The following is a 23,757-nucleotide window of genomic DNA, read 5'->3' as shown; positions in this document are numbered from 1 at the left end:
TTGGTTACATCCAGCATTTTTATAATCGAATTCGATTGCACTCCAGTTTAAATTACCAGAGTCCGGTCGAATATGAAGCTATGACGGCGTAAGCGAAAGTGGTGTCCACTTTTTCGGGGGAAGATCACAAATACTGTTTGGCTTTTGTCACTGCGTTCCAAATTTTAGCCAAACACTATTTGCCCGTTAACTGGGCGTTATGCCCTTTTCAAATATCGGAGAAAAAATGGCAAGAGGTGACTACGACACGATCATAAAGAACAAAATCTACATTGAGTCAGAAAAAGAATGGAATATTGAACTCCAGCAATCTGATATGGTTTGGTATGACCTAGTTGTTAATTCTCATGAAATTTTCCCTCTCAAAGAGCTATTCATAGAAAGGTTTAAAAAGCTAAACAAACAGGTAAACGACAATTTAGAAAAGAGATTTGTCTATTTTATATGCAGCCGAAAGAAAGTTAGGTTCAGCCTTTCAAAAAAGCCCAGATACTCGATTACAGGCAAAAAACTCTACTTATACTTAGAAGTTGGAAGGGATAAAAAACCAGTTAAAATCACCTTGCCAGCCCCAAAGAAAAAATCTGACAGGCCTAAAGTTGAAGTAACCGACAAATTTATCACCTTTACAGATAACATTGGTGACAAATACACCGCTCCCCTGCATGATTTTTTACTTAACAACCAAATAGACATAGGTATAGAGACCGTTGTTCATTATGTTGGAAAAACAAAACTGCCTGAGAGAAGACCTCTAAATGGCTCTCATTCTGGCCTCAACAACATTCTCCACAACATCTCGAATGAAGAAAATGATATTTTTATTTTCTACAACCTGTTCAAGATCATGGTTTCTGCTAATAACAATGAATTCAAAGCAAACTTCATTGTTCCGAACTCAATGACAGATGAAATAAACGTAGAAAAAGAAGGTGATATATTAGAGAAGTCTTTAATCCTTCACTTTGCATCAGAAAACCAGCTCAACAACCTAGATAAAGAGCTAGGTGAGCTAAGAAACAACCTTTCTCTAATAGCAAAAGAAAAAAATATCAACAAAATAACAATGCGGTATGAAGTAGATGACACCAGTGAATATTATAAATTTGGCTCATCGGCAATAACACCTAAACACAATCATACGTTCTCCTTCTCTATCACCAACGGAGCCTTGAAAAAGGAAAATCATGACAGTTCATACTAAGGGCATAACAAATCAATCAACTACGCACCTTCGGTGCCGGACGCAGCAAAGCTGCGCCGGTTATTGAGGCGTTAAATGCCAAGGAGAGTCATGGATAAGCCGCACCAAAGAATAGGGTCAAAGTCCAATGCTCATGTAGGACGAGATTTTGAACTGGCAGCTCAGAGCTTCTTTGCTGATAAAGGCCTTGCTCTTGAACTTAATGTAAAGATTCCTGTTGGTATTAGCAAAATCAAGAAAGATCATGCTTTTGATTTAGGGTGTCTTGATAAAAAGGTATTAGTTGAGTGCAAGTCACACAAATGGACAGCACCAAATGATAACGTGCCTAGTGCTAAGCTAACCGTTTGGAACGAGGCTATGTACTATTTTTTAGCTACATCTCCCGGCTACCGAAAAATAATGTTCGTACTCCTTGATTACAGCGAAAAGCGTAAGGAGACATTGGCAGAATACTATATCCGTGCTTATAGCCATCTGATACCAGAAGGTGTTGAGCTGTGGGAATACGATGAATCAAAAATGTCAGCAGTGCAGTTGGCATTTAACAAGTTTAGCCAGCAGGACGCGCAAAAAGCCGCGCGCCTCTGCTAAAGGCGTTATGCGTTGAGAGTTCGAGAGAAGAAAAATTATGGAAAATATGTTTAGACTGCAACTTCCTAAAACAGGCAGCGGAACTGAGGAAATCCAAACACGGCAAAGTCTGCTATTAATCGGCGCTAACGGGGCAGGGAAAACACGTTTAGGAACATGGATAGAAAGTGAGTCACCACAAAAAGAAAAGGTGCATAGAATATCAGCTCAGAAGTCGCTATCAATGCCTGATAACACTACGCCAAAATCCATAGATAAGGCGGAAAAAGAATTGCTTTATGGGCATGCTGATGCACAAGACGGAAACTTTTGGGTTTACAAGCAAGGACACCGCTGGGGAAGGAAACCATCAACTTTTCTTTTAAATGATTACGAAAGACTGATGGTTTACCTATTTTCGGATCACACAGAAGAGAGTGCAAAATATCTAAGCGCATCAAAAGCTACTGCTGACAAAGTAGAACCTCCCATAACTAAACTCGATTTAGTAAAGCAGGTTTGGGAGAAGGTTCTGCCACATAGAGAGCTGATCCTAGGAGGGCTTAGAATTCAAACGTGCGTTAAAGGTGACAAAGATAAAGCTTATAGCGCGTCAGAAATGAGTGATGGTGAAAGAGTCATTTTCTACCTTATTGGCCAATGTTTAGCTGCCCCAAAAGACGGAATAATAATTATCGATGAGCCCGAACTTCATCTTCATAAGTCGGTACAAGCCCCACTATGGAGAGAAATTGAAGGGTTAAGGCCTGACTGTTTGTTCGTTTACATGACACATGATGTTGATTTTGCGGCTTCTCTACATGAATCAAAGAAGATATGGCTCAAATCTTTTGATGGTTTGAACTGGAACTGGGAAATAGTTAACGAGATTGAAGGACTTCCTGAGTCACTATTGATCGAAGTGCTTGGCAGCAGAAAGCCGGTGGCCTTCGTTGAAGGCGAGAATGGGAGCTACGACACATCTTTGTACAGAGCAGTTCTAAGCGACTACTTGGTAGTGCCAAGTGGCTCTTGCAGCCAAGTAATTCAATTGGTTAAGGCTTTAAAAGCAAGTGAGCAGCTACATCATTTAGATGTTTTCGGAATAATTGACAGAGATCGCCGAGTAGATTCAGAAATCACAACTCTGCAAGCAAATGGAATTTATACACTTGAGGTGGCGGAAGTAGAAAACCTTTTCTGCGTCCCGGAAATAATCAAAGTAGTTAGCACTAGATTGGCACGAGATCCAGATGCCGATTGTCAATCCTCTGCTGAGTTTGTTCTAAATAAGATAAATTCTGAATTGGAGAATCAGATTTCGCTGCGCGTAGCTAGTGAGATCAAATTTAGATTGAATTGCTTTGACGAAAAATCTAAAGGTAAAGATGCTCTGCATGATGCACTCTCATCCCTTTATGAGAGCATTAATGTTGATGATCTCTACAATGAGAGTGAAGCGCTGTTTAATCAGGCAGTAAGTGAAAATGATTACTTATTGGCGTTACGCATATACAACAGGAAGTCTTTAGCCCGACAACTTAGCAATCACCTTGGTTTGGCGCATGGAGAGCTAGCCGAGTTCGTCGTAAGATTGGCCAATAGTGAAAATAGATTAGAAATCAAAAATGCTCTAAAGGGGTACTTTGGTGCTTTCGGAGAAAAAATCGCATAACAAAGCGCTGCACGCGGATAAAATACTCGCTGCGCTCATAATTTACCGGTGAGCGCGGCGTTATGCATCTGTAGCTGGAGGTGAAAATGGAGTTTCAATTCAATGAATGAAATTACAATGGTAATCGCTAGAAATTCAGACCTTATTATTGTCCTTTGGATAGTTTGTACAATCCTGTGTACCTACATTGGTATGCAACGAGGTTTTCCATTTCTTGGGTTCATTAATGGGCTTACTCTCGGTCCCATTGGCGTACTCTTTGTAGTCATACAGAAAAATAGTAAGCGCTATCCATGCCCAAACTGTACAGAAGAAATTCTAAAAGCAGCAAAGGTCTACCCTCACTGCCAAAGGGAAACCAATGCATAACAAGGCGATCAATTTTGTTCCGGGCTCTCAGTCCTCCACTGGACTGCCCCAGCTGCGCTTGGCCAGCCCATTACCGCGACGTTAAGCGTCAATATGAATACACTGCGCGATGAACTCAATGAAGTTATAAGCTCCGAAAATATAGATGGGCTTGAATTTCTTCGCATGAATGATTGGCAATGGATAATGGACAAGCTGGCCAATTGTTTCCTATCTCATGGCAAACAAAGTCTTGATAGAATTTGGCTTTGGGACTCCATTAAAGAACCGTATACGAGCTATCAACCAGATGATGGCATTGAAGAACTCAATTCACTCATCAGCCAATCAGGCAGCTACTGGTTTATCGCATCAGATGAAGACGGTAAGTACTGGGTTCTTGAGGGCACTGGAAAGGCAATTGTTAGCGTATTGTCCGAAACAAGATATTTTGAATACTGCATTACTAACAAAGAAATATCATGGCTAATTTGTGAAAATCATCATGGTGCAATGGTTCTTAAGGGTAGCATTGAATCCGAGCGAGAAAATGCTTAACAAGTGCATCTAGGTGACAAAAATAGCGGGCTGGTTTTACTTCGCAAAAATTTCAGCCCATAACCTTTAGCCCTTTTTAAACAATACCATCGCTAAGCTATCTGATGTAAATTACTCGTAGGCCTGACGTAACAATTTACGTCTAATCACGATTGCTGCCGGAGGACTAATAAGAAACGAACGACCGGATAGGCTGGAATATTTGATAAACAAAGAATTTTGCAAAAGCTGCGAAATAAAAAAGCTTTAAATGGTGCCCGGGGCCGGACTTGAACCGGCACGACCGTGAAGTCGGGAGATTTTAAGTCTCCTGTGTCTACCAATTCCACCACCCGGGCTGGGTGCTTCCACGATTGATCGGGAAGAGGGAATAATGGAGGCGCGAGCCGGAATCGAACCGGCGTACACGGAGTTGCAGTCCGCTGCATAACCACTCTACCATCGCGCCTTCATCTGTTTGCATTTGGAGCGGGAAACGAGACTCGAACTCGCGACCCCAACCTTGGCAAGGTTGTGCTCTACCAACTGAGCTATTCCCGCGCTGCGAAACAGTGGAGCGTATTATAGAGAGATCACCGCGGGTGTCAACCAAAAAACAATAAAAAATAATATTATTTTTGCTTAAAGATTAACCACTTACAGGTCTTCTGTAAGATCTGGCCACGCGGCTTTCAGGTATACAATCATCGACCACAACGTCAGCGCCGCGGCGATATAAAGGGCACCAATCCCCGCCCACGAAAGCTCGCTGAAGGGTGTAAAGGTAATCATCAAAAAGATAGCCAGCATCTGCAAGGCGGTTTTAACTTTGCCCACAAACGATACGGCAACACTGGCGCGCTTTCCAAGCTCTGCCATCCATTCGCGTAGTGCAGAGATCAGCACTTCACGGCTAATGATCACCATAACGGGTAGCGTAATCCACGCTTCATTGAAGGTTTCCACTAGCATCACTAAGGCGGCAACAACGATCAGCTTATCCGCAACCGGATCAAGGAATGCGCCAAGCGCCGAGGCTTGATCAAGCTTGCGGGCTAAATAGCCGTCAAACCAGTCGGTAACGGCGGCGAATGCGAAAACAGCGCCCGCTGCGAGGCCCGCGCACTCCCACGGCAAGTAGTAGATCACCACAAAGACGGGGATAAGAATTATACGCAACAACGTTAGCAGGTTAGGAATTTTAATGCGGGTCAGCATACGTGCTGTAAGCTCCATGGTCATACTTCTGGATGTAACGCTGCATAGATTTCTTCTGCTAACGTCCGGCTTATACTAGTGACTTTTGCAATTTCTTCAACACTCGCGCTCTCAACAGCAGGTACACCACCGAAGTGTTTGAGCAACTCTCGGCGCCGTTTTGGACCAACACCGGGGATACCTTCAAGGCGCGATTGCTTGCGCGCTTTACCACGGCGGGCACGGTGCCCTGCTATCGCAAACCGGTGCGCTTCATCGCGTACATGCTGAATGAGGTGCAGCGCGGGCGAGTCCGATGCCAAGGTTACTTCATCGCCTGTTTCAGCCATTACCAAGGTTTCAAAGCCGGCTTTTCGCGTACTACCCTTAGCAACACCGATAATCTGTACATCGTTAATTTGTAGCTCACGCAGAACATCTATCGCTTGGGACACCTGCCCTTTACCACCATCGATCAGCAAGATATCGGGCAGCACACCCTCACCTTTTTTGATGCGAGTGTAGCGGCGCATCAGCGCTTGATGCATTGCGGCGTAGTCATCACCGGGAGTGATATCTTCGATGTTAAAGCGACGATAGTCCTTTTTAAGCGGGCCATCTCGATCGAAAACAACACAGGATGCAACCGTTGCTTCACCAGAGCTATGGGAGATATCAAAACACTCCAGCCGCTTCGGAACAGCATCTAAGCTAAACACCTCTTGCATAGCTAAGTAGCGCTGATAGATGTTCTTTTTGCTCGCTAAGTGGCTCGCCAAGTGCTGCTCGGCATTGGTTTGGGCCAGTTTTTGCCAACCGCTGCGCTCACCTTTTACACGATGGGTAAGATTCACGCGCTTGCCACGTTGCTGTTGCAGCGCCTCTTCGATACAGGCGTTATCGTCTAGCTCATGGGTTACGATAATCGCCGCTGGTATTTCACGGGCGCTACCGATGTACCACTGGGCGATAAAGGCTGACAAAATCGTCTCGGCGGTATCCTCAATCGATACGCGAGGATGAACAGCTTTACTACCTACCACTCGTCCGCCGCGCACAAACAGCACATGCACGCATACACCACCGGGCATCACGGCACAACCAATAACATCGGCATCCCCCTGCCCGCCAGTCACGTATTGCTGCTCTTGCACGAGCTGCAAGCTTTGAATCTGATCACGGTAATCCGCTGCACGCTCAAAATCCAAACGCCCAGAGGCGCTCTCCATCTGCTCGGCAAGCTCCTTCATGATGGTGTGGCTTTTACCTTCCAAAAACATGGTGGCGTGGCGCACATCTTCGGCGTAATCCTGCGTTGAGATCGCTTCAACACACGGCGCACTGCAACGTTTTATCTGGTACTGCAAGCAAGGGCGCGAGCGGTTGCGGAAGAAGCTTTCATCACACTGGCGAATCTTAAATACTTTTTGCAGGATATTTAGGCTATCCGTTACGGCATTGCGGCTCGGAAAAGGGCCAAAGTATTTGCCCTTCTTGCGCTTCGCGCCACGGTGAAAGGTGAGTACCGGATAAGCCTCGTTCTCAGAGACAAAGATATAGGGGTAGCTTTTATCATCGCGCAGCAGGATGTTATAGGGCGGGCGGTTTTCCTTGATCAGGGTCTGCTCAAGTAGTAATGCTTCGGTCTCGCTATGGGTTACCGTGATATCGATATCAGCGATATGGCGCACCAGTGCTTGGGTTTTAGTGCTTAAACCCGACGCACGGAAGTAGCTGCTCACCCTTTTTTTAAGGTTTTTCGCTTTACCAATATAGAGTAACTCGCCCTGAGCGTCCCGCATCTGATAAACACCCGGACGCTGCGTCAGATGAGCTAAGAAGGCTTTACTATCAAACATTTACGTAGGCTATTTTGCTTCTCGACGAGCTTTGTTCGCTTGCATGTGGATGTGAGTCGCTTCGGTGTGAATCTCTTTTAACGCTTCACGGGTTCCGTCAGAGATACCTGCACCCCGCGATAAGGATACCTCAAGAAAAACTCCGATCTCTGCGTAGTAGTACAGGCGCGCATTAAAGTGTGGCGCGCGTTTAAGCTTGCTAAGGGCTATCTGGGCGCCATTCATCAAGATCGTGTTGATGTTGGTATCGGACGCCAGCGGTGCTAAATCTTCGCGGCGAATAGCGCTAAGGGTTTCTCTACTCATGACTCTCTCATCAAGCTGTGTTGCAACGTGCTAAAGTACCATGATCAATGCCCGCTATCCACGGTAGGTCTCGTTCGTTATGGCAAATAAACCCGCTCCCCTTAACCTAAAAACTGATCTCGAGTGGCTGTATCGCACCCCCTCGTTGATGGCGGATACACCGCGCTTTTCGGTGTTTGTGCCCAGCCAAGACGTATCCCTCCTGCCCGACCTGCCCTATGTGCCCGCAGAGCCGCCGGCTTATCGTTTGGGAAAGCAGTTCGAAACCACCGTTGAAGCTCTTTTTTGCGGCCCTCAGTCAACGGGGCGACTGCTGAGGAACATCCCTCTCACGCATCACAAACGCACTGTCGGTGAACTCGATCTCGTTTACGAGACGGCAGAGGAAACCGTTCATCTTGAGCTTGCGATCAAGTTTTACTTACTCAACGGCTCCGCCCAACAACTCGAACACTTTATCGGCCCGGGTGGACGGGATCGGTTGGATAAAAAGTGGCGCCGTTTAATCACCCATCAACTGCCGCTTGGTCAAAGTGCTTTAAGTGCATCAAAGCTAACTCAACTGGGGTTTGACACACCAACACGGTCCTGTTTTTTAATGCCGGGTATTCTGTTTTACCCAAGAGCACAATGGCAGAGCGTTACAGCGCTTCACCCTGCAATCAATCCGAGTCATCGACGGGGGTGGTGGCTGCATAATGGCCAGTTAGCAAGCCAGACCGATCTGAACAACGCGAAGTTTATGATCTTAGCCAAACCCTATTGGTTGGCAGGGCCTGCACACTTTTCGTCGGCTGAGCGCGCAGACAGACTCGTTTCATGGCCGCATATTATTGCCCTGCGCTCACAGTGCCATGAGCCGCTGATGCTGGCAGAGATGGAGAATCAAGATGGCGAGTGGACGGAAAAGAGCCGTGCCATGGTGGTTTCGAACAGCTGGCCAGACCGAGAAAAATAACGAGGCCCTAAACAAAAAAGGTGCTGTAAAACAGCACCTCTTGATGACGACAAATGCCGCAGTACTACTTCTCTTGTGCCGCCGCTTTAGCCGCGTCTTCTGCCATGAATTTCTTCAGCATACGCACACCAACCACGACCATCGCAACGCAACCGCCCACAACAACCATGCTCGGAGCGAAAGAAGTAAAGTTGTAGATATCAATACCAAACATAGAACCGCACCTTTTGTCTAATCATTATTAATCAAATGCGCGCTAGTATAACAACTTATTGATCTTCATCAAAACGCTTTACGAGGCTCGATGTATCCCAGCGTCCACCACCTAAGCGCTGCACTTCTGCATAGAACTGATCAACCAAAGCTGTCACGGGCAATTGCGCGCCATTGCGGCGGGCTTCATCTAATGTAATACCCAGATCTTTACGCATCCAATCAACGGCAAAGCCAAAGTCAAACTCATCGGCTAGCATCGTTTTGTGGCGATTCACCATCTGCCATGAGCCCGCCGCACCATGCTGGATGACATCGAAAACTTGCTCAGCATCTAAGTTAGCTTTTTGCGCAAAGTGCACCGCCTCGGATAAACCCTGCACGAGGCCAGCGATACAAATTTGGTTAACCATCTTCGCCAGTTGGCCACTGCCCGCCTCACCCAGCAGACGAATCGACTTACCGTAAGCCTGCATAACAGGTTCTGCCACGTCGTAAGAAGCCGCCGAACCGCCGACCATCACACTTAGCACACCGTTCTCAGCACCCGCCTGGCCACCCGATACCGGCGCATCGAGGAAGCCAACCCCTTGCGCTTGCGCCACAACACTAAGCTCACGTGCCACTTCAGCAGAAGCGGTTGTATGATCGACAAGATGGCTTCCTGCACTCATGGCTTTGAGCACGCCGTGCTCACCGGTGGTAACCTCTCGCAGATCGTCATCGTTACCCACACAAACAAAAACGATGTGCGCATCTTGTGCAGCTTCTGCAGGTGTTGCTCCGCTGGTACCGCCATGTTCAGCAACCCATTGCGCTGCCTTCGCTGCTGTACGGTTGTAAACCGCAACCTCATGGCCCTGTGCTTTCAGGTGTCCAGCCATTGGATAGCCCATTGTTCCCAAACCGATAAACGCGACTTTCATGCGAAATCCTTCATCCCAGTGATATTATCGTTACAATTAAGGGTACTATTTATGCCACACTCACAGCGTTGACGCTATGTATATAACACGATTGACTCAGGGGGCTACAATGCTGCTGAAACGTATTTTGATGTCATTTTTATTGCTTACAACAGCATGGTCGGTGCAGGCCGAAACAACAAAATTCTACGATCTCGCTTTTCCCAATTTAGAGGGTAAGGAGGTCAGCCTTTATGAGTATGAGGGCAAGGTCGTGTTGCTAAACTTCTGGGCAACATGGTGTCCACCTTGCGTGCGCGAGATGCCCTCGATGCAGCGATTGCAGGATAAATTTGCCGACCAGCCTTTCGAAATTGTTGCGATCAACGCCGGAGAGTCTGCTGATGCTATCGAAGCCTTTTTACTTGGCTTAGATAACGAGCTGACCTTTACCATCTTACTCGATGAAAAGAGCCGCTCGTTTCAAGAGTTTCGTATTCCTGGTTTACCCATGAGCTACCTGATCAGCAAAGATGGCGAGCTGCTTGAAACTATCATGGGGGGCCGTGAATGGGATGATGAGAAGCAAGTAGCGCTGGTTGAAACCGCCCTAAAATCGTAATTATCAGGCAATGCCCTATTGATTGGGCAGCTAGGGCATTGACCAACGCATACTCCTTACCTTCTTTTAGCCAGCCAACGCCGTGAATAATCAATCACTCTACGCTCATAAAGGTGCCATGAGAGGGCTGCAACCAGCAGTGTTAGTGTGAAGCTAGCCACCATTAGCGGGGGAAACTTATAGCCCGCGTATGAAGCAAAAAACTCTGTGCTAAGCAACCATTTCACAATGGGTAAGTGCCATAGATAAACGCCGTAACTGACCATCCCAAGATAGAAGAATATCGGGCTGCCAAACACACGATTGAACCATGTATCGGGCTTACGGGTACTCTGTAATACCAGCACAACAACACCTACACTGAAGAGCGCACTCCATGTGTAGAAAATCAGCGATGGCCCCCAGTAGTTCATGTGTTGGCGCATCATCCACTGCCCCAGCAAGAAAAACAGCACCGGTGTCGCTAATGTTAGTGACCAAAGAACCGCTCGGTAGCGCGAACCACCTGCTGATTTCTCGACATATTGCACATGAATCAACGCAGCGACCATGCCCAACCCAAAGGAGTCCATACTCCCAAACACTTGCTGGGCCGAGAAGTAGAGCGGCTTTGCCTCAACAATAGCCACCATTACAAACCGCCACATCAACATGCAGAGCAACGACCCAATAAGCACCCACAAGGTGTAGCGCCAGCGCAAACATGAAGCGATCACGGGTAGTAATAAGTAGAACGAAAACTCGATGGGCAGCGTCCACCAGACGCCGTTAATCTCTTGTGTCCCCAACCCAATAGGTTCAGGGACAAACAGCATCAGCGCATAACCAGGCAATTGACTAAAGGGCACGGGAAGGTCGCCATTGAGCAGCCAAGCGATCGAAAACAGTACCCCAACTTGAAGGTAATATGCGGGAAAAACCCTAACCACCCGCTTGATAAGAAACTCGTCAGTGCGCGGATATTCACCAAGCCCTGCATGGGCACGAGCAAACGGCAATGTCAGCAGAAAGGCCGAGAGCACAAAAAACACTTGCACCCCCGCCCAACCCAAAGAGAGAAAAACGTGGCCATAAAATGACTCTCCAAAGAGGCTAAATGTTAGCTCTTTAGGTACCGCATAAACCCATGCGTGATACACCAAAACCCAAAGCGCAGCCAATCCGCGAAAGCCTGTCAGAGCAGACATGGCACTGTGTTCTTTTAACAATGATCCTATCCTTAAAAATCAACTCAATCCGTCGAGGTTTAACACCGCCGATCGCCAAATCGCTAGGCGTTAACACAATCGAAATACAGCCGCTAAAACAAAAAAGCCCGCATCTAAAGCGGGCTTAGCGGTAAACATCCGTTAGCTCGCGTAGACCGCCTCTACGGCTTGCAGCGCTTTGCCAACCGGGATATCAGCTCCCATACGTGCCAACGTACTTTCTAATGCAGAGACACATAACACCACGTTCGTGCGGTTACATGCAGCGCCCATTAGGCCAATACGCCACACCTTGCCTGCTAAATCGCCGAGGCCCGCGCCAATTTCTAGATTAAAGTTATTCAGCAACGCACTGCGAACCTGCGCATCATCAACACCCTCGGGAATTAGAACCGTGTTGAGCTGTGGTAAACGATAGGCCTCATCAACTAAGAAGTTGATGCCCATCGCTTCTAAACCAGCTTTAAGCGCTTGGTGATGCAAAGCATGGCGCTCCCACGCCTTCTCAACACCCTCTTCTTGCAAAATCACGAGAGACTCATGCAGCGCATACAACGAGTTTACCGGCGCGGTGTGGTGGTAAGCACGCTTGCCCTCACCGCCCCAATATCCCATCACGAGTTTTTTATCCAAAAACCAGCTCGGTGCGCGCGTTTCACGGGCTTGGACCTTCGCTAGCGCCTTTTCGCTAAAGCTGACCGGAGAGATACCCGGTGGGCAGGATAAGCACTTCTGAGTGCCCGAGTAAACGGCGTCAATACCCCACTCATCAACACGCAGCTCGCTACCACCTAACGAAGTTACAGTATCGACAATTGTCAACGCGCCGTGATCTTGCGCCACCTTACACAAAGCCTGCGCATCAGAGCGCACACCCGTTGAGGTCTCGGCATGCACAAACGCTAGAATTTTCGCATCAGGATGTTCAGCAAATGCCGCTTTGACTTTCTCGACACTGACAGGAGCTCCCCAAGCATCTTGCACCATCACCGCTTCACCACCAAAGCGCTCTACGTTCTCCTTCATACGGCCACCAAACACGCCGTTTTGGCAAACGATGACCTTATCACCCGGCTCAACCAAGTTGACAAAGCACGCTTCCATGCCAGCCGATCCGGGAGCAGAAACGGGCATCGTCAGGGCATTTTCGGTTTTAAACGCCTGCTTAAGCAGAACCTTGACCTCATCCATCATAGTGACGAAGGCTGGGTCAAGATGGCCGATCGTTGGACGCGACATGGCCTCTAGTACACGCGGGCTCACATCAGAAGGGCCTGGGCCCATCAGCGTACGTTTAGGGGGGTGAAACGATGTAATCATATACAAGCTCTCTTTATTCTTATGCTATCTGCAATCACAGTGGTACGAGGGTTAAAGCTGCCCAAGCTCCACGGTAATGGCCTGAACCATCGCAGCTGAATGTGCGGCGGCGGTTTCTAAAAACTGTTCAAACGATAAGTTAGATTCTTTACCCGCAATGTCTGACAGTGCACGAATGACAATAAATGGCGTTTGGAACTGATGACATGCTTGAGCAATCGCAGCTGCTTCCATCTCAACCGCTTTCATCGTCGGAAATGCAGCCCGCGTTTTCTCAACCCGCTCAGGGTCGTTCATAAAGCTGTCACCCGTCGCGATTAAGCCACGTACTGTCTGCATCCCTTGCATCTGAGCGATACACTTCTCAGCCACCGCTGCCATGCTCTCGTCAGGAACGAAAGCCGCCGGGGAGCCCGGCACTTGGCCCATTTCATATCCGAAAATGGTGACATCCACATCGTGATGGCGCACCTCAGACGAGATGACAATATCACCAACGCTCAAGGCGGGATCAAAGCCACCTGCAGAGCCAGTATTAATCACACAATCGGGTTTAAACAGATTCAGCATGATAGTCGTGCTGATCGCTGCATTAACCTTGCCAATACCCGACTTCAGTAACACCACGCTCACACCATCAAGCGTTCCGGTATATAGCGCATAACCTGCGACTTCATGATCTTCGCGGTTCTGCAATGCGTTGCGCAGAATCTCAACTTCCTGCTCCATTGCACCAATGATGCCGACGCAGATAGCCGCATTTTGCGATTTTTTCTCTGCTAAAAGAGTGCTAAGAGAACGCTGTGTGTTCATTAAACGGGTTGATCCTCGTAGATAGTTGGCGCACAGGGTGCGCGGGAGTGTTTAGCATACGTTTTTTCGCCTGCACGACAAGTGTAATCCAGCGCCAGATTGAGCAATCTCGACTAAAGAGGCGCAACGATGGCCATTAATCTGAATCTTCACTCAGCTCAAAGCTATCATCATCGTCAATCGCGCCAGCAAGGGCTTCGAGTTGGCGCTCAGTGCGTTCAACCGGTGCCGGATACAGTCCTTGCCAACCGAGTTGATCAAACAATTCTGAGACCTTGCGTGATACGGGAGCTTTAATGGTTAACATTTCGCCGGTTGTCGGGTGCTCAAAGCTTAACTCCGTCGCCATCAACAGCATTCTGCGTGTCGCAAAGTGCTCTCTAAACAAGCGATTATGGCGCCCTTCACCGTACTTCGTATCCCCCACCAACGGGTGGAAGATATGCTTCATATGTCTGCGGATCTGATGTTTGCGGCCGGTGGTGGGCTTAACTTCCACTAGCGAGTAGCGCGCACAAGGGTATTTTCCAATTGGGATCGGCAACTCCACTGTGCCCAAGCGCCGATACGCTGATACCGCCTCTTTGGCTGGCTTGTCAGGATCTGCCAGCGGGTCAGCTTTCTTGTCAAAGATCGGCTTTAACGCGTAGTCGATCACACCCTCTTCTGGCACAAAACCACGCGTCACGCAGAGATAGGTCTTTTGCACCTTGCGTTCAGCAAACATGGCATTTAAGGCTTGGGCGACCTCTTTTTTCTTGGCAAAGACGATAACGCCAGAGGTCGCTCGGTCCAGACGATGAATCGTATAGACTGGCTCGCCACGCAGATACCGTTTCAACGAATAAACTAAGTTCGGGGTTTTCTTGGGTGCAATCCAGCTCGGATGTACTAGCAAGCCCGCAGGTTTATGGATAGCAATAATGTCATCATCCTGATACAGGATATCTAAGTAAGGCATGTCGATACGCTTGATTTTAGGGCGGGAAAAGTATTTCCGACTATTTTACTTGGAATTTTTCGTGCCGTGTAGGGTCATATCTCTTGAAATGCACGGCGAAATCGCCATTATATTCACTGACTTAAGACGCTAATACAGAGGATGATATGAGCAATGTACGTTCGATGGGTGTCGACTCGCAACAGTCGGTACTTCAAACCAACAAGTTAATCCGCAACACCTACATGTTGTTAGCGATGACGCTGGTTTTCAGTGCTGTGACAGCTGTCATCTCCATGGCTATCAACCCTCCGTTTATCGTGTACCTCGGTAGTATTATCGTGAGTTTCGTGATGCTGTTTGTGTTGAACAAAAAACAGAACAGCGCTGCTGCACTACCGCTAACATTTTTGTTTACAGGCTTGATGGGCTTCGGTCTCGGTCCATTGCTTAACCACTACTTGGGTATGGCAAATGGCGGCCAAATTGTAGCAACCGCTCTTGGCATGACCGCACTAACGTTCGTGGGCTTGTCCGCTTACGTGCTCACATCCAAAAAAGACTTTAGCTTCATGGGCGGCTTCTTAGCAGCCGGCTCTATGGTGCTATTAATCGCGATGGTTGCGCTGTTCGTTCTGCCGCTGTTCGGTGTAGACGTAGGCGGCATGAGCCTTGCGTTCTCATCTTTGGTGGTGCTGCTGATGGCAGGTTTCATTCTTTATGACACCAGCAATATCGTCAACGGCGTGTACACAAACTATGTGATGGCAACAGTCAGCTTGTACCTGAATATCTATAACTTGCTGGTCCATCTACTAAGCTTAGTTGGTGCCTTTAGCGACGACTAATCTAGCACCGAACATCTAAGCAACGCCCTGCTTTCTTTGTTAAGATTGCGGGGCGTTTTTATTTGGGTTTGTTGATATGAAATTCTCTATCTTGATCTACGGATCGCCACACAACAGCCAAGCAGTGCACACCGCCTACCGCTATACAAAAGCGGCGCTGGCAGCGGGCCATGAGGTTCACCGCGTGTTTTTTTATGGTGAAAGCGTACTCAGCGGCTCTTTCTTGAACGCTCCCCAGCGAGATGAGCAGAACATTATGCAGCTTTGGCACGAGTTAGCGCTGCACCACGACCTTGATTTGGTGATCTGTATCGCAGCCGCCCTAAAGCGTGGTGTGCTTGATCCAACAGAAGCCAAGCGCCATGAAAAGCCTGCTCACAATATTGAGGCACCCTTTCAATTATCAGGGCTTGGGCAGCTAACCGAAGCGATACTACTCTCTGATCGCCTTGTGACGTTTGGAGGTTAGATATGTCACAAAAGAGCATTCTACTGATTCTCTCCCAAGCTCCCTATGGCACGCCCAACGCTCGCGAAGCGCTCGATATTGCACTGACGAGCGCAGCGTTTGACCAAACCGTCTCGATCTTATTTAGCGGGGATGCCACATGGCTACTGCAGGCAGAGCAAAACCCTGCGGATATTGAGCAAAAGAGCGTTGCTCAAGTCTGTGCAGCGCTACCCATGTACGACATTGACCAACTGTTCGTCGTAACAGACGATGCCGAGCAGCGCGGAGTTGAGTATCAGCAAAGCCCAGCTTCACCACTTGGGAGCGACGCACTCAGCGCTTTTATCGCCAAACATGATGTGGTTTTACGATTCTGATGAGCACTCTACATACGTTGAACAAAGCCCCTTCAAACAGCAGCCTTTGGCACGATTGCCAGCGCGCACTGCAAGCAGGGGATACATTGCTACTGATTGAAAACGGCGTCTACGGCTGTGCTGATGACACATTCACAGCACAGATCATCGCCGCTGATATCAAGGTGTATGCGCTTCGTGCGGATTTAGCGGCGCGTGGTATCACCCTATCCGGTGATAGTGGTGTGGCCGTCGCAAGCGATGATGACTTTATCCGCCTAAGTATCGAAAACAACAAAGTCATTAGCTGGTTTTAACCCCTATGCAAGAGATTTCACTATCAAACAGCACCGTGAACTTAGACGACGAGGGCTACCTGCTTAACCTCGACGACTGGAGTGAGGAGCTTGCTCAAGCACTCGCAGAAGAAGAAAACATTACTCTGACCGATTCCCATTGGGAGATCATCGGCGTTATTCGCCACTTCTACCAAGAGTTCGGGCTCTCCCCCGCTATGCGTCCACTCGTCAAAGCCGTGGGGCAGCAACTCGGCCCCGATAAGGGCAAAAGCATGTATCTGATGAAGCTCTTTCCAGAGAGCCCCGCTAAGCAAGCGGCGCGCTTAGCGGGCTTACCTAAACCAACGAACTGTCTATAAGCTAACCAGACAAGGAAGAACAATAACAATGAAGCTCACCTTGATAGGTACCGGACTCATGGGTCTACCAATGGCCCATCATCTGCTCGATGCAGGCTTTGAGTTAACCGTTTGGAACCGTACTCCTGCCAAAGCAGCGCCGTTGTGCGAGCGCGGAGCACAGTGGGCGGAGACTCCAGAAGCAGCTACGGCAGATGCCGATATCGTTATTCTCATGCTGGAAAACGGCACAGTGGTTGAGCATGTGCTGTATGACCTGAAGGCGCTCTCCGCGTTGCGATCGGGCTCCCTGCTGATTGATATGGGATCAACACCGCCAACACTCGCAAAAAAGCACGCTCTTGATGCCCAAACACAGGGCGCTGACTACTTAGATGCCCCCGTTTCTGGGGGCCAAGTCGGTGCTGAGCAAGCCACACTTTCTATTATGGTTGGCGGAAGCCAATCCGCACTAAAGAGAGCCCAACCTGTCTTTAACGTCCTCGGTAAAAAAACCACCTATATCGGGCCAGCTGGATCGGGGCAGCTCGCTAAATGCGCCAACCAAGCTATTGTTGGCATCACCATTGGCGCAGTTTCCGAAGCGCTACTGCTCGCGAGTGCTGGCGGAGCCGATCCCGCCGCAGTCAGAGAAGCCCTGCTGGGCGGCTTTGCTGATAGCCGCATCCTCGAACTGCACGGGCAACGTATGATCGAGCGCGAATTTACCCCAGGTGCAACATCACGTGTACAGCTTAAAGATCTGCGCACCATTCTAGATACCGCTCACGATCATCAATTGACGCTGCCATTAACACAACGCACCCATGACGAATATCTCGCGCTGGTTAACCAAGGGCTCGATCATGTGGACCACAGCGGTCTTCTGCTCCAACTCGAGGCGCTAAACCAACCGGCTAAAGTGCAAACACACTCGCACGAAGAGCAAACCGATGCCTAAATTTGCAGCCAATCTAAGTACACTGTTCACCGAGGTACCGCTAGCTGAGCGATTCAAGCTAGCGCAAGAGGCAGGATTTAAACATGTGGAAGTTCAGTTCCCTTACGAACTGGATATCGATACGTTAAAAACCCAGCTCGACCAACACGCCCTCCAGCTCATTTTGATCAACTTACCCGCGGGTGATTGGTCGGCTGGCGACCGCGGTATCGCCTGCGACCCCACCAGAGTTGCTGAGTTTCGTGCCGGCGTTGAGCAATGCGCTGAGTATGCGAAAGCTCTGGGCGTTGCGCAGGTGAACTGCCTGAGCGGATTATTACCCCCTGAGGTCGATAAAAAACGTGCTGAAAATACACTTATCGAGAATCTGCGCTATGCTGGTTCTTATATGGAAGAGCGCGGTATCTCTTTGTTAATAGAGCCAATTAATACGTTGGACGTACCGGGCTTTTTTCTAAGCTCCATGCAGCAAGCGGTAGCGTTGATCGAGCGTGCGAATATCTCTAACCTCGCCGTGCAATATGACGTTTATCATATGCAGATCATGGAGGGTAACCTGATCCACACCCTACGATCTCATTTGAGCAGGGTTGGGCATATTCAGGTCGCTGATGTACCGGGGCGCCATGAACCAGGCACCGGAGAGATCAACTTCAGCAACCTATTTGATGCAATCGACACTATGGGATACACCGGCTACGTCGCGTTTGAGTATTTCCCTGAAAAAGATACCCAAAGCGGGTTAGCTAAAATCGCATCATGGCGTTAGCAAGTTAATGAAGGCGGACCAAGCAAAATGAGCTTACAAGAAGAGTCAGAACAACTGAAAATGCTGGAAGGCATGCAGCAGGCCACCAAAGATAAAAAGGAGCGAGCTCGTCGCGCCAACCAAGAAGAGATCGTTTATCACCAGTGGGCCACCTTTAAGGTCAACAACGAACTCTACGGCATCGACGTCATGCAAGTAAAAGAGGTCTTGCGCTACTCCGACATTACGCCTGTGCCCGGCGCAGACTACTATATTCTTGGCATCATCAACCTGCGTGGTAATGTTGCAACTGTGATTGATACACGCCGTTTGTTCAACATGCCGACCGTTGATATCGACGACGACACGCGCATCATCATGGTCGAATTTAACGAGCAGGAAGTCATTGGCCTCGTGGTGGATAGCGTTGATGAAGTGATCAATATTCCGCAAAACGATATTGAGCGCGCACCAAACGTTGCGGGTGATGACTCCAGCCGCAAATACGTGCAAGGCGTTTGCTACCACAGCGGCGTGCTAACAATTCTGTTGGATCTGAGCAAAATGATGGCCAGCATCACCCCTATTAGTGAAGAAGAGTTTCACTAAAGCTCCTCCACGATCAGGAGCTGCGAGTTCAACGGCAGCTCCTTTTTTACGCTGTGCCCTTAGCTCAATTCGCCATTTAACGTCAGCACTAACGTGCGCCGCCCACCATGGTTACGGTGCTCGCCTAGATAAACACCCTGCCATATCCCCATATTAAACCGCCCGTTAGCGATAGGAATCGACACGCTACTACCGAGCAAACTGCTTTTCAGGTGAGCAGGCAGGTCATCGCTTCCCTCGTAAATATGCGTGTAATATGGCTCATCCTCTGCTGCAACGCGGCTGAAATAGCTCTCGAAATCAGCGCGCACACTCGGGTCCGCATTTTCATTGATCGTCAATGAAGCGGAGGTATGTTTAATAAAGACGTGCAATATACCGACATTCAGGTCGCTAACCTCGGGTAAGGCTCGCGCAATTTCATCGGTGATGAGGTGAAAACCCCGCTTACGCGGGGCAAGTGTTACTTCGCGTTGCAACCACATATCAGCTCCAACATACCAGCGCCTCAAAACTGAGGCGCTGCGGGTCAATTAATAGTTTTCGTACTCACTAAAAACTTCCACATGGCCCTGTTTATCAAGTGAGTAAACTCTAAATGGCTGTTTCGGAGCATCTGGCATATCCATACCCGGACTGCCCGATACCATACCAGGGACCGTCAGCAGTTGCAGGTTGGGTTGTTTGAGCGCGCGTTTAATATCTTGCGCCGGCACATGCCCTTCAAAGACTTGCTCCCCAATGACTGCGGTATGGCACGACTGTCCCTGAACCGGCACCCCCAAACGTTGCTTAATTGGCGCAACATCATCGACAACCGTATCGGTGACATCAAAGTTGTGCTCTTTTAGATGGACGATCCAGTCTTTACAGCACCCACAGGTAGCACTGCGGAACACCTCAACGGCCACACGATCACCGGTTTTGCCCTTTAACCAGTATGGGTCGCCGGCATGAGCATGGAGAGAAAAGAGTACTGCACTCAGCAGCATAAGAAACGGACGTAACATAAAACTACTCCTCACTACCTCGTTTACCTGAGGCGGTATCGGTTCGGCTCAGCTCATCCAAAATAGGACACTCACGCCCCATATCACCGGGACACGCTTGATAGAGATTCAACAAGACTTGGCGCATATCACTGAGGTCTTTGATCTGCTGTTCGATGCGTTGCAACTGCTGATCAACCTTAGCTTTCACCTCGGAAGAGGTGCGATCTGCGCTATGCTGTAGTGCCAGTAGATCCCTGCACTCGTCAAGAGAGAACCCCAACCCTTTAGCACGGCGCACAAAGATGAGCGCCTCTAACTGCGCTTGCGTATAGAAGCGATAGCCATTGGCACGGCGCTGTGCCTTGGGAATAATGCCCTTATCCTCGTAAAAGCGTATCGTTTTACTGCTCAGGCCTGTTGCCTGAGCCGCCTCAGAGATATTCATAGCGTTGTCGTATCCATGGTTGAGCCATAAAAATTATAACGATGGAAACAGATTAAACGCTACCCCGCTTCGGAGGACGATCTAAACGCTCGGAATGCTGATACTGATAGTGGCTCGAGAGCCGTTGATGAGAGGGTATACCCATTTCCGGCTGTGGGCAGTAACCGTAGCAAAGTGCAGCGCTGGCGGGCTGAGCTGCACAGCCCGACACAGCCGCACACGCCGCCATATCGCATTGATGACACACAGCATGAGCAGGTGTGCCAGTTTGTGATGGACAGGCATGATGATCGTGCGCTGGCGCGGGCAAAGCGACAAGTAAGCCTAAACAGACCCATAGTGCGAACACTCTCCCCCAAGACACCTTACTCACCTATATGCCCATCATGTGACGATTAACTGGCCACGATACATCTGCATCTGGCAGGAAAAAGGATATGTTCCCGCTTCCGGGGGGGTAATACGCTGGCTAACCGTTTCATTCAGAGGCAGACCGAGGGAGAGATCAAGCCCCTCAAAGATCACAACTTCGGCGCAGGGGGCTTGATCTTCGCGAATAAAGTTCAGCGTCAACGGTTGCCCAACACGCGCGTGAATAACCGAAGGGGTGTAAACACCACCAGCTACCTTGATGGTTACCGCCTCCTCTTTGCTGATCGCGGTTTCAGGCGCCCTCTGCCCCCAGAACCACCAAGCAATCAACGCAACCAACCCAAGACCTAGCAGATTAACCAGCCACATCATCTGACTCCTTAGCGGTTTGAAGGTTTAAAGAAACGTAAGCGGTTGGCATTACTCACCACTGTCAGTGACGAAAATGCCATCGCAGCACCGGCAACCACCGGGCTTAATAAGATACCCGATATCGGATAGAGCACTCCGGCGGCAATAGGGATACCTGCTACATTGTAGATAAACGCCCCCACAAGATTTTGCTTAATATTACCCAGCGTTGCACGGCTCACTTCAATCGCATCCGCTAAGCCGTGCAAGGAGCCACGCATAAGCGTAACGTCAGCGCTCTCCATCGCGATATCTGTACCTGTCCCTATCGCGAAACCCACATCCGCCTGTGCAAGTGCGGGGGCATCATTAATGCCATCACCCACCATTCCAACGCGCTCACCCTGAGCTTGGAGCTGCTGCACATACTGGCTTTTATCACTTGGCTGGACCTCAGCATAGAACTCACTAATGCTCAGCTTCTCAGCGATTGCAGCGGCAGTTGCGGTGTTGTCGCCGGTTAGCATGACGATCTTTAAACCATCCCGACGTAGCCGCTCTAACGCCGCGAGCGTATCGCTTTTAAGCGGGTCAGCAATCGCAAATACTGCGACAAGATTGCCATCAATGGCGAAAAACACAGGAGTCTGCGCTTGTGCTGCCAAGTCATCCGCTTCACGTTGCAAAGTTTCTGTTTCGACTTGGTTTTCAGCCATGAGACGTTTATTACCAAGCAGCAGGCGATGGCCTTCCACAACACCTGATACCCCCTGACCGAGCACTGCATGGAAGTCACTCACGTTAGACAGACTTAAGCCTGCATCTTTCGCAGAGGCTACCACCGCATCTGCCAGTGGGTGCTCTGAGCCCGCCTCTAAACTGGCGGCTAAACGCAGCACTTCACTTTTAGCGAGATCGTCGACAGGATATATGCCTGTTATACGCGGTTGACCCTGTGTTAGCGTACCGGTTTTATCTAGCACAATGGTGGTGAGTTTTGAGGAGGTTTGCAGCGCTTCACCATTGCGGATTAGCACCCCCGCTTCCGCAGCTTTACCAACACCCACCATAACGGACATGGGTGTTGCCAAGCCAAGAGCGCAAGGACATGCGATGATCAGTACTGTCGTCGCCGACACCACGGCAAACGCCACTGAAGGTTCTGGGCCAAAGTTCAACCAAGCCAGCGCACTCAAAACCGCAATCATCATAATAGTGGGTACGAAGTACCCAGAGATCGTATCCGCCAAGCGCCCGATAGAGGGTTTTGCGTTTTGCGCCTTCTTCACCAGCCCAATAATCTGGGCAAGGGCGGTATCTTTACCCACGCGGGAGGCCTTAAAAACCACGGTGCCACTTTTGTTGAGCGTACCGGTGTAAAGCTCATCACTGGGAGTTTTCGCAACAGGCATCGGCTCACCCGTTAACATCGACTCATCCAAAGTCGACTTACCCTCAACCACGACACCATCGACGGGAATCTTCTCACCGGGACGCACACGCACCAGCATCCCCACCTGAACATGCTCGACAGGAATATCGATCTCATCATCGCCTTTAACGATACGCGCAGTCTTCGCTTGTAAGCCGATTAAACGCTTGATCGCTTCAGAGGTTCGGCCACGCGCACGCACCTCTAGGGCAAGCCCCAAGTTGATCAAGCCAATAATCATCGCTGATGCTTCAAAATACACATGCCGCGCTTGCGCAGGAAACAGATCCGGCATCAGTACAACAACCATCGAGTAGAGCCAAGCGGTGCCGGTCCCGAGCGCAACCAACGTGTCCATGTTAGCGTTGTGATGGCGTAGCGTGTTCCACGCACTAAGGTAAAAGTGGCGCCCTGCTGTGTACATGACTGCTAGTGTCAGCAATCCGGCGATAAACCAACCAACGCGCTTAGGCGTTGTATCAATACTCATATCGCCAATGACCATGCCGTAAACCATCATCGGCACACCCAGCGCTAACGCTATCGCCATGTTTTTCATTAGCCGGCGGTAGTAGAGTTGATCCGCTTTCTCCTTTTCAGCAAACAGCTCACTTTCGCTCTGCTCAACAAGCTTGGCACGGTATCCAGCGGCCTCCACAGCATCGACTAAATGCTGCGCAGCGACATCGCCAGTAACTGTCACACTGCGCTGAGCAAAGTTCATCGCGGCCTGCTCAACGCCTGCCACATGGTTAAGCGCCTTCTCAATTTTACCTACGCAACTGGCGCAGCCCGCCCCTTCAATAAGCAGTATCTGTTCGTTTACGGATGCTTTTTCGGTCACAATATCTCTCCTGATATCGTTTAGAACTAGACA

At 49.3% G+C, this 23,757-nt stretch carries 30 protein-coding genes and 3 tRNA genes; 15 read left to right on the top strand and 18 right to left on the bottom strand.

The genetic code is table 11. From position 1 onward, the window contains the following. The 5 genes from EOE65_RS16775 to EOE65_RS16755 form a co-directional block, all read left to right on the top strand. A partial coding sequence (locus EOE65_RS16775; RefSeq protein ID WP_164847143.1) for an IS3 family transposase occupies nt 1-92 on the top strand: 92 nt, incomplete at its 5' end. A 134-nt stretch (nt 93-226) separates the two neighbouring features. Continuing rightward, on the top strand, nt 227-1,204 hold the full coding sequence (locus tag EOE65_RS16770) for a hypothetical protein (RefSeq protein ID WP_127695864.1): 978 nt from the start codon (nt 227-229) through the stop codon (nt 1,202-1,204). A gap of 90 nt (nt 1,205-1,294) precedes the next feature. Beyond that, nucleotides 1,295-1,798, top strand: a complete 504-nt coding sequence (locus tag EOE65_RS16765) for a hypothetical protein (RefSeq protein ID WP_164847148.1) — start codon at nt 1,295-1,297, stop codon at nt 1,796-1,798. Between the two features lie 37 nt (nt 1,799-1,835). Continuing rightward, a complete protein-coding gene (locus EOE65_RS16760) occupies nt 1,836-3,452 on the top strand; it encodes a DUF4435 domain-containing protein (protein WP_127695860.1) in 1,617 nt (538 codons plus the stop codon). A 462-nt stretch (nt 3,453-3,914) separates the two neighbouring features. Further along, entirely contained in the window at nt 3,915-4,358 is a 444-nt protein-coding gene (locus EOE65_RS16755) for a DUF6756 family protein (RefSeq protein WP_127695858.1), read from the top strand. Between the two features lie 251 nt (nt 4,359-4,609). On the opposite strand, the gene EOE65_RS16750 is transcribed toward EOE65_RS16755, so the two are convergent. The 6 genes from EOE65_RS16750 to EOE65_RS16725 all read right to left on the bottom strand — a co-directional run bounded on the left by EOE65_RS16750 (nt 4,610) and on the right by EOE65_RS16725 (nt 7,699). Further along, a tRNA-Leu gene (locus EOE65_RS16750) sits at nt 4,610-4,696 on the bottom strand. Between the two features lie 36 nt (nt 4,697-4,732). After that, nucleotides 4,733-4,806 (bottom strand) — tRNA-Cys (locus tag EOE65_RS16745). 16 nt (nt 4,807-4,822) lie between these two features. Next, nucleotides 4,823-4,898: transfer RNA gene (locus tag EOE65_RS16740), tRNA-Gly, on the bottom strand. Between the two features lie 96 nt (nt 4,899-4,994). Further along, nucleotides 4,995-5,573, bottom strand: a complete 579-nt coding sequence (gene pgsA, locus EOE65_RS16735; protein ID WP_240657027.1) for a CDP-diacylglycerol--glycerol-3-phosphate 3-phosphatidyltransferase — start codon at nt 5,571-5,573, stop codon at nt 4,995-4,997. Between the two features lie 2 nt (nt 5,574-5,575). Further along, complete coding sequence (uvrC, locus tag EOE65_RS16730; protein ID WP_127695856.1) at nt 5,576-7,393, bottom strand: excinuclease ABC subunit UvrC; 1,818 nt, start codon at nt 7,391-7,393, stop codon at nt 5,576-5,578. Between the two features lie 9 nt (nt 7,394-7,402). Further along, entirely contained in the window at nt 7,403-7,699 is a 297-nt protein-coding gene (locus EOE65_RS16725) for an excinuclease ABC subunit C (protein WP_127695854.1), read from the bottom strand. Between the two features lie 79 nt (nt 7,700-7,778). On the opposite strand from EOE65_RS16725, the gene EOE65_RS16720 reads away from it, so the two are divergent. Next, nucleotides 7,779-8,657: a DUF1853 family protein gene (locus EOE65_RS16720; protein WP_127695852.1), complete on the top strand. Its 879-nt coding sequence runs from the start codon at nt 7,779-7,781 to the stop codon at nt 8,655-8,657. A gap of 64 nt (nt 8,658-8,721) precedes the next feature. On the opposite strand, the gene EOE65_RS18060 is transcribed toward EOE65_RS16720, so the two are convergent. Together EOE65_RS18060 and EOE65_RS16715 are read right to left on the bottom strand one after the other, a co-directional pair. After that, nucleotides 8,722-8,871 (bottom strand): hypothetical protein, encoded by a 150-nt coding sequence (locus EOE65_RS18060; protein ID WP_164847147.1) that lies wholly within the window; start codon nt 8,869-8,871, stop codon nt 8,722-8,724. A gap of 55 nt (nt 8,872-8,926) precedes the next feature. After that, complete coding sequence (locus tag EOE65_RS16715; protein ID WP_127695850.1) at nt 8,927-9,796, bottom strand: NAD(P)-dependent oxidoreductase; 870 nt, start codon at nt 9,794-9,796, stop codon at nt 8,927-8,929. A 109-nt stretch (nt 9,797-9,905) separates the two neighbouring features. Here EOE65_RS16715 and EOE65_RS16710 point away from each other — a divergent pair, with 109 nt between their 5' ends. Then, nucleotides 9,906-10,397, top strand: a complete 492-nt coding sequence (locus tag EOE65_RS16710; protein WP_127695848.1) for a TlpA disulfide reductase family protein — start codon at nt 9,906-9,908, stop codon at nt 10,395-10,397. 56 nt (nt 10,398-10,453) lie between these two features. On the opposite strand, the gene EOE65_RS16705 is transcribed toward EOE65_RS16710, so the two are convergent. The 4 genes from EOE65_RS16705 to EOE65_RS16690 all read right to left on the bottom strand — a co-directional run bounded on the left by EOE65_RS16705 (nt 10,454) and on the right by EOE65_RS16690 (nt 14,699). After that, nucleotides 10,454-11,584 carry an acyltransferase family protein gene (locus EOE65_RS16705; RefSeq protein ID WP_127695846.1) on the bottom strand — a complete coding sequence of 377 codons (1,131 nt, stop codon included), beginning with the start codon at nt 11,582-11,584 and terminating at the stop codon, nt 10,454-10,456. Nucleotides 11,585-11,746: 162 nt separating this feature from the next. Next, a complete protein-coding gene (locus EOE65_RS16700) occupies nt 11,747-12,925 on the bottom strand; it encodes a pyridoxal-phosphate-dependent aminotransferase family protein (RefSeq protein ID WP_127695844.1) in 1,179 nt (392 codons plus the stop codon). A 51-nt stretch (nt 12,926-12,976) separates the two neighbouring features. Then, entirely contained in the window at nt 12,977-13,738 is a 762-nt protein-coding gene (mtnN, locus tag EOE65_RS16695; RefSeq protein WP_206052702.1) for a 5'-methylthioadenosine/S-adenosylhomocysteine nucleosidase, read from the bottom strand. A gap of 136 nt (nt 13,739-13,874) precedes the next feature. Then, on the bottom strand, nt 13,875-14,699 hold the full coding sequence (locus EOE65_RS16690; protein WP_127695842.1) for a pseudouridine synthase: 825 nt from the start codon (nt 14,697-14,699) through the stop codon (nt 13,875-13,877). A gap of 146 nt (nt 14,700-14,845) precedes the next feature. Here EOE65_RS16690 and EOE65_RS16685 point away from each other — a divergent pair, with 146 nt between their 5' ends. From EOE65_RS16685 to EOE65_RS16650, 8 genes are all read left to right on the top strand, one after another. Continuing rightward, entirely contained in the window at nt 14,846-15,526 is a 681-nt protein-coding gene (locus EOE65_RS16685) for a Bax inhibitor-1/YccA family protein (RefSeq protein WP_127695840.1), read from the top strand. Between the two features lie 76 nt (nt 15,527-15,602). Then, nucleotides 15,603-15,995: a sulfurtransferase complex subunit TusD gene (gene tusD / locus EOE65_RS16680; protein ID WP_127695838.1), complete on the top strand. Its 393-nt coding sequence runs from the start codon at nt 15,603-15,605 to the stop codon at nt 15,993-15,995. Between the two features lie 2 nt (nt 15,996-15,997). Further along, on the top strand, nt 15,998-16,354 hold the full coding sequence (tusC, locus tag EOE65_RS16675; RefSeq protein WP_127695836.1) for a sulfurtransferase complex subunit TusC: 357 nt from the start codon (nt 15,998-16,000) through the stop codon (nt 16,352-16,354). Further along, a complete protein-coding gene (tusB, locus tag EOE65_RS16670) occupies nt 16,354-16,650 on the top strand; it encodes a sulfurtransferase complex subunit TusB (protein ID WP_127695834.1) in 297 nt (98 codons plus the stop codon). The genes tusC and tusB overlap by 1 nt, the downstream gene beginning before the upstream one ends. 5 nt (nt 16,651-16,655) lie before the next feature. Further along, nucleotides 16,656-16,991 (top strand): TusE/DsrC/DsvC family sulfur relay protein, encoded by a 336-nt coding sequence (locus EOE65_RS16665; protein ID WP_127695833.1) that lies wholly within the window; start codon nt 16,656-16,658, stop codon nt 16,989-16,991. Between the two features lie 28 nt (nt 16,992-17,019). Then, a complete protein-coding gene (locus tag EOE65_RS16660) occupies nt 17,020-17,931 on the top strand; it encodes an NAD(P)-dependent oxidoreductase (RefSeq protein ID WP_127695832.1) in 912 nt (303 codons plus the stop codon). Continuing rightward, on the top strand, nt 17,924-18,700 hold the full coding sequence (gene hyi, locus EOE65_RS16655; protein WP_127695831.1) for a hydroxypyruvate isomerase: 777 nt from the start codon (nt 17,924-17,926) through the stop codon (nt 18,698-18,700). The genes EOE65_RS16660 and hyi overlap by 8 nt, the downstream gene beginning before the upstream one ends. 27 nt (nt 18,701-18,727) lie before the next feature. Then, nucleotides 18,728-19,288 (top strand): chemotaxis protein CheW, encoded by a 561-nt coding sequence (locus tag EOE65_RS16650; RefSeq protein WP_127695830.1) that lies wholly within the window; start codon nt 18,728-18,730, stop codon nt 19,286-19,288. Between the two features lie 59 nt (nt 19,289-19,347). On the opposite strand, the gene EOE65_RS16645 is transcribed toward EOE65_RS16650, so the two are convergent. Genes EOE65_RS16645 through EOE65_RS16620 form a run of 6 tightly spaced genes read right to left on the bottom strand, consistent with a single transcriptional unit; the run spans nt 19,348 to nt 23,724 of the window. After that, complete coding sequence (locus EOE65_RS16645) at nt 19,348-19,773, bottom strand: secondary thiamine-phosphate synthase enzyme YjbQ (protein ID WP_127695828.1); 426 nt, start codon at nt 19,771-19,773, stop codon at nt 19,348-19,350. 48 nt (nt 19,774-19,821) lie between these two features. Continuing rightward, nucleotides 19,822-20,298 carry a DUF411 domain-containing protein gene (locus EOE65_RS16640; protein ID WP_127695826.1) on the bottom strand — a complete coding sequence of 159 codons (477 nt, stop codon included), beginning with the start codon at nt 20,296-20,298 and terminating at the stop codon, nt 19,822-19,824. A gap of 4 nt (nt 20,299-20,302) precedes the next feature. Continuing rightward, on the bottom strand, nt 20,303-20,725 hold the full coding sequence (cueR, locus tag EOE65_RS16635; protein ID WP_127695824.1) for a Cu(I)-responsive transcriptional regulator: 423 nt from the start codon (nt 20,723-20,725) through the stop codon (nt 20,303-20,305). 52 nt (nt 20,726-20,777) lie between these two features. Further along, nucleotides 20,778-21,089, bottom strand: a complete 312-nt coding sequence (locus EOE65_RS16630; protein ID WP_127695822.1) for a hypothetical protein — start codon at nt 21,087-21,089, stop codon at nt 20,778-20,780. Nucleotides 21,090-21,109: 20 nt separating this feature from the next. Further along, nucleotides 21,110-21,466, bottom strand: a complete 357-nt coding sequence (locus tag EOE65_RS16625; protein ID WP_240657025.1) for a cupredoxin domain-containing protein — start codon at nt 21,464-21,466, stop codon at nt 21,110-21,112. 11 nt (nt 21,467-21,477) lie between these two features. After that, complete coding sequence (locus EOE65_RS16620; protein WP_127695818.1) at nt 21,478-23,724, bottom strand: heavy metal translocating P-type ATPase; 2,247 nt, start codon at nt 23,722-23,724, stop codon at nt 21,478-21,480. Nucleotides 23,725-23,757: the final 33 nt, after the last annotated feature.

The organism is Neptunomonas marina (genome assembly GCF_004005935.1).
In the GTDB taxonomy this organism is placed as follows: Bacteria; Pseudomonadota; Gammaproteobacteria; order Pseudomonadales; family Balneatricaceae; genus Neptunomonas; species Neptunomonas marina.
The sequence above is the reverse complement of the archived record's forward strand: the minus strand, read 5'-3'. Positions and strand labels throughout refer to the sequence as shown.

Bases quoted from the DNA above. Each gene is read 5' to 3' on its own strand.
- EOE65_RS16770 (WP_127695864.1), top strand. From the start codon at position 227: ATGGCAAGAGGTGACTACGACACGATCATAAAGAACAAAATCTACATT.
- EOE65_RS16765 (WP_164847148.1), top strand. From the start codon at position 1,295: ATGGATAAGCCGCACCAAAGAATAGGGTCAAAGTCCAATGCTCATGTA.
- EOE65_RS16760 (WP_127695860.1), top strand. From the start codon at position 1,836: ATGGAAAATATGTTTAGACTGCAACTTCCTAAAACAGGCAGCGGAACT.
- EOE65_RS16755 (WP_127695858.1), top strand. From the start codon at position 3,915: ATGAATACACTGCGCGATGAACTCAATGAAGTTATAAGCTCCGAAAAT.
- pgsA (WP_240657027.1), bottom strand. From the start codon at position 5,573: ATGGAGCTTACAGCACGTATGCTGACCCGCATTAAAATTCCTAACCTG.
- uvrC (WP_127695856.1), bottom strand. From the start codon at position 7,393: ATGTTTGATAGTAAAGCCTTCTTAGCTCATCTGACGCAGCGTCCGGGT.
- EOE65_RS16725 (WP_127695854.1), bottom strand. From the start codon at position 7,699: ATGAGTAGAGAAACCCTTAGCGCTATTCGCCGCGAAGATTTAGCACCG.
- EOE65_RS16720 (WP_127695852.1), top strand. From the start codon at position 7,779: ATGGCAAATAAACCCGCTCCCCTTAACCTAAAAACTGATCTCGAGTGG.
- EOE65_RS18060 (WP_164847147.1), bottom strand. From the start codon at position 8,871: ATGTTTGGTATTGATATCTACAACTTTACTTCTTTCGCTCCGAGCATG.
- EOE65_RS16715 (WP_127695850.1), bottom strand. From the start codon at position 9,796: ATGAAAGTCGCGTTTATCGGTTTGGGAACAATGGGCTATCCAATGGCT.
- EOE65_RS16710 (WP_127695848.1), top strand. From the start codon at position 9,906: ATGCTGCTGAAACGTATTTTGATGTCATTTTTATTGCTTACAACAGCA.
- EOE65_RS16705 (WP_127695846.1), bottom strand. From the start codon at position 11,584: ATGTCTGCTCTGACAGGCTTTCGCGGATTGGCTGCGCTTTGGGTTTTG.
- EOE65_RS16700 (WP_127695844.1), bottom strand. From the start codon at position 12,925: ATGATTACATCGTTTCACCCCCCTAAACGTACGCTGATGGGCCCAGGC.
- mtnN (WP_206052702.1), bottom strand. From the start codon at position 13,738: ATGAACACACAGCGTTCTCTTAGCACTCTTTTAGCAGAGAAAAAATCG.
- EOE65_RS16690 (WP_127695842.1), bottom strand. From the start codon at position 14,699: ATGCCTTACTTAGATATCCTGTATCAGGATGATGACATTATTGCTATC.
- EOE65_RS16685 (WP_127695840.1), top strand. From the start codon at position 14,846: ATGAGCAATGTACGTTCGATGGGTGTCGACTCGCAACAGTCGGTACTT.
- tusD (WP_127695838.1), top strand. From the start codon at position 15,603: ATGAAATTCTCTATCTTGATCTACGGATCGCCACACAACAGCCAAGCA.
- tusC (WP_127695836.1), top strand. From the start codon at position 15,998: ATGTCACAAAAGAGCATTCTACTGATTCTCTCCCAAGCTCCCTATGGC.
- tusB (WP_127695834.1), top strand. From the start codon at position 16,354: ATGAGCACTCTACATACGTTGAACAAAGCCCCTTCAAACAGCAGCCTT.
- EOE65_RS16665 (WP_127695833.1), top strand. From the start codon at position 16,656: ATGCAAGAGATTTCACTATCAAACAGCACCGTGAACTTAGACGACGAG.
- EOE65_RS16660 (WP_127695832.1), top strand. From the start codon at position 17,020: ATGAAGCTCACCTTGATAGGTACCGGACTCATGGGTCTACCAATGGCC.
- hyi (WP_127695831.1), top strand. From the start codon at position 17,924: ATGCCTAAATTTGCAGCCAATCTAAGTACACTGTTCACCGAGGTACCG.
- EOE65_RS16650 (WP_127695830.1), top strand. From the start codon at position 18,728: ATGAGCTTACAAGAAGAGTCAGAACAACTGAAAATGCTGGAAGGCATG.
- EOE65_RS16645 (WP_127695828.1), bottom strand. From the start codon at position 19,773: ATGTGGTTGCAACGCGAAGTAACACTTGCCCCGCGTAAGCGGGGTTTT.
- EOE65_RS16640 (WP_127695826.1), bottom strand. From the start codon at position 20,298: ATGTTACGTCCGTTTCTTATGCTGCTGAGTGCAGTACTCTTTTCTCTC.
- cueR (WP_127695824.1), bottom strand. From the start codon at position 20,725: ATGAATATCTCTGAGGCGGCTCAGGCAACAGGCCTGAGCAGTAAAACG.
- EOE65_RS16625 (WP_240657025.1), bottom strand. From the start codon at position 21,466: ATGTGGCTGGTTAATCTGCTAGGTCTTGGGTTGGTTGCGTTGATTGCT.